Source organism: Kamptonema sp. PCC 6506, from assembly GCF_000180455.1.
GTDB classification, from domain to species: Bacteria; Cyanobacteriota; Cyanobacteriia; order Cyanobacteriales; family Microcoleaceae; genus Kamptonema; species Kamptonema formosum.
Map to the genome: position 1 here is coordinate 1 of NZ_CACA01000270.1, position 2,986 is coordinate 2,986.

Sequence of the window (2,986 nt, forward strand, 5' to 3'; positions counted from 1 at the left end):
TCCCAAATTCGGCTTTACTACCGCCTTTATTGTCATTGTGAACTCCGCGAAGCAATCGCCTAGTCTCTGCGATTGCTTCGCGGAGCTCGCAATGACGGATTATTGCTAATAAAGGGGATGACTAACCCGGATTTGGTATAAGTCATGATTTTGTATAAATCCTATAACAGTTAACAGTTAACAGTTAACAGTTAACAGTTAACAAATAGCTAATTGCAAAACTTTTCTACACACCTTACAAACATTTCTACTCCCATACCCAAGGCAGTTTCATCAAAGTCAAAACGGGGATGATGGTGAGGATAAGCTAAATTTTTATCTGGATTTGCCGAACCCAAAAAGAAATAACAACCAGGTACAGCTTGGAGAAAGAATGACATATCCTCGCCGCCCATAGTTTGACATTCTGGCACTACTCCCGCTGGCGTTTCTACAACAGATTCAGCTACTCTTCTTACTAAATCTGCTATTTTTGCATCATTAATTACTGGTGGATATAGAGAGTAATAATTCAGTTTATAACTCGCTCCGTGACTTTGACAAATCCCTGCGATTACCTGTTCTACTCGTTTATCAAAAAATCTTTGCTCTTGATATTTCGGATTAAAATATCGTACCGTACCGCTGAGTTGTGCTGTATCAGCAATGACATTATGGGCAGTACCAGCATGAAATTCACCAACTGTTACTACTGCCGAATCAATTGGATCGACATTACGAGCTACAATCGTTTGTAAAGCATTGACAATTTGAGAGGCGACAACAATTGAATCAACGGTTTGGTGTGGCATTGCACCGTGTCCACCTTTACCAAAAATTGTACATTCAAAAATTTCTACTGCCGCCATTAACGCGCCACTACGAACACCTAATGTACCTAAAGGAAGATTGTTCCATAGATGCAAACCAATGATTGCATCGACATCGGGATTCTTTAAAACTCCCGCTTCAATCATTGGCTGTGCGCCTCCTGGCCCTTCTTCTGCTGGCTGGAATATAATCTTAACTGTACCTTTGAAATCTTCTCGGTGATTGGCGAGATAGTAGGCAGTACCCAGGGCAATTGCAGTGTGACCATCGTGCCCGCAAGCGTGCATAATTCCGTCATGCTGAGAACGATAGCATACTTCATTTTCTTCTTGGATTGGCAAAGCGTCTATATCAGCGCGAATTGCTAAAACTGGCCCGGGTTTACCGCTGTCAATGGTTGCGACAATTCCGGTTTTAGCAATACCTATTTGATTTTTTATTCCCCATTCTTGCAATTTATGGGAGATAAATTCAGCCGTTAATTGTTCTGTAAAACCAAGTTCAGGACGTTGGTGCAGTCGTCGTCGCCATTCTACTAACTTAGGTTGTAATGCTCGAATTTCAAACCGTAATTGCGATGCTTCAACGGAATTTAAGCTCGGAAAAGTTGAAACCATTTTTTATCACCTTTAAAAAAACATGGGATTAAACTATTTAAATTTTGAAGTGGAAAGCGCATTGACTATAGGCATTAACCGCTCTAAATCTAATTCTGAAGCTACTTGTGCTAATTTAGCAAGGTCTGTGGGGTCATCAAGGTGCGGCAGAATCCCCAACACCGGAATCTGAGTCAAAGATTCAATTAAATCAATTGGTGTCCAATCCGCAATTTCTTGGTTTGAGCAAGGCTTGACACAATTGAGGACAATACCTTTGAGCTTAACACCAGTTAGTCTGGCAAGGGCAGTATTCGCTACGGCTTGCGCGATCGCACCCAATCTGATTGGCACAACTAAAACCGCGCTCATCCGCCAATCTCTTGCTAAATCAGCTACTGTCAATTCATGAGTTACAGGAGAACCCAATCCTCCTAACGCCTCAACCAACACAAAATCTCGCTGCTCCTGCAAGCTTAATAGGGCATTCCAGACCAGTTCTAATTCTACACGCCTACCTTCCCGTTCAGCAGCGATCGGAGGCGCTAACGGCGCACTGAAGTGGAGAGGGTTGAGTTCTTGTGGGGATTGGTTAAGGGAAAATAAACGGCTGTAAAGTTCGCGATCGCCAGTTCCAGTTTGCAAAAGCTTCAAAATTCCTAAACTGCGATGCCTTTGGCCGACTTCGCGATCGCAGCAATACCTCTGCCAATAAGCAGCCAGAGCACAAGTCAACACCGTTTTCCCCGCATCCGTATCAGTTCCAGTAATAAGTAATGTACTCATTGGTAATTGGTAATTGGTAATTGGTATTGCTAATGGCTAATTGCTAATTTGGGAAAAATTCTCTTCCTCTCCTCATCTCCCCCGCTCCCCCGCTCCCCTGCTCCCCTGCTCCCCCGCTCCCCTGCTCCCCATCTCCCCTGCTACTTTGCAATAACGCCCAGAAATGATTAAAGTTTATACTCAACTAGAACAGGGACAGAGGTGGTTGGAACAATATCGGCATCGCCAAGCTGTGTTTGCCTGCGTTTTAGGATTTACTGATACTGGTTTAATTCCTGGCATTTCCGCAGCCGGCGCTACTCCGGCTGACCGAAAATATACTTGTTTGGCAGATGCGGAGTTTCTCTACAATGGCCCTCGCAGTCAGCCTAAATATCCTTTACCGCCTCTTGATGCTGGTGCGTCTCCGGTACTTATCTCCCGCGCTGTGGTGGAGAGTTTGGGCATTCCTTTGTATTTATTTAATGCTGGTTTGCCATTATCGCCGCCAGTGCCGACTTTTGATTTAGGTGGTACTCCAGCTAAATGTCTGTCTTCTGGAAATGCTTTAGAACTTTCAACTGTGAAGCATTTGCTCGATCGCGGTTTATTTTGGGGGCAAGAGTTAGCGGCCCAAACTAATGGCGGGTATGCGATCTTAGGGGAGTGCGTAGTTGGGGGAACGACTACTGCTTTAGCTGTTTTAATGGGTTTAGGTATCGCTGCTGCGGGTAAGGTTAACAGCAGTCATCCTAATTGCAATCACGCTCAAAAGTTGGCTGTAGTAGAAGAAGGAAGAAGGAGAATGAGAGATG

General features: G+C 44.3%; 2 protein-coding genes and 1 pseudogene. 1 reads left to right on the forward strand and 2 read right to left on the reverse strand.

The features are described 5' to 3' along the window. Positions 1-209: 209 nt before the first annotated feature. Positions 210-1,427 (reverse strand): M20 metallopeptidase family protein, encoded by a 1,218-nt coding sequence (locus OSCI_RS14405; protein ID WP_007355731.1) that lies wholly within the window; start codon positions 1,425-1,427, stop codon positions 210-212. Positions 1,428-1,460: 33 nt separating this feature from the next. Beyond that, positions 1,461-2,192, reverse strand: a complete 732-nt coding sequence (bioD, locus tag OSCI_RS14410; RefSeq protein ID WP_007355732.1) for a dethiobiotin synthase — start codon at positions 2,190-2,192, stop codon at positions 1,461-1,463. A gap of 163 nt (positions 2,193-2,355) precedes the next feature. Here bioD and OSCI_RS14415 point away from each other — a divergent pair. Further along, a pseudogene (locus tag OSCI_RS14415) lies at positions 2,356-2,986 on the forward strand (TIGR00303 family protein); the annotation flags it as partial.

What these genes read in the sequence shown, in the direction of transcription:
- OSCI_RS14405 (WP_007355731.1), bottom strand. Translation starts at nt 1,427, where the DNA reads ATGGTTTCAACTTTTCCGAGCTTAAATTCCGTTGAAGCATCGCAATTA.
- bioD (WP_007355732.1), bottom strand. Translation starts at nt 2,192, where the DNA reads ATGAGTACATTACTTATTACTGGAACTGATACGGATGCGGGGAAAACG.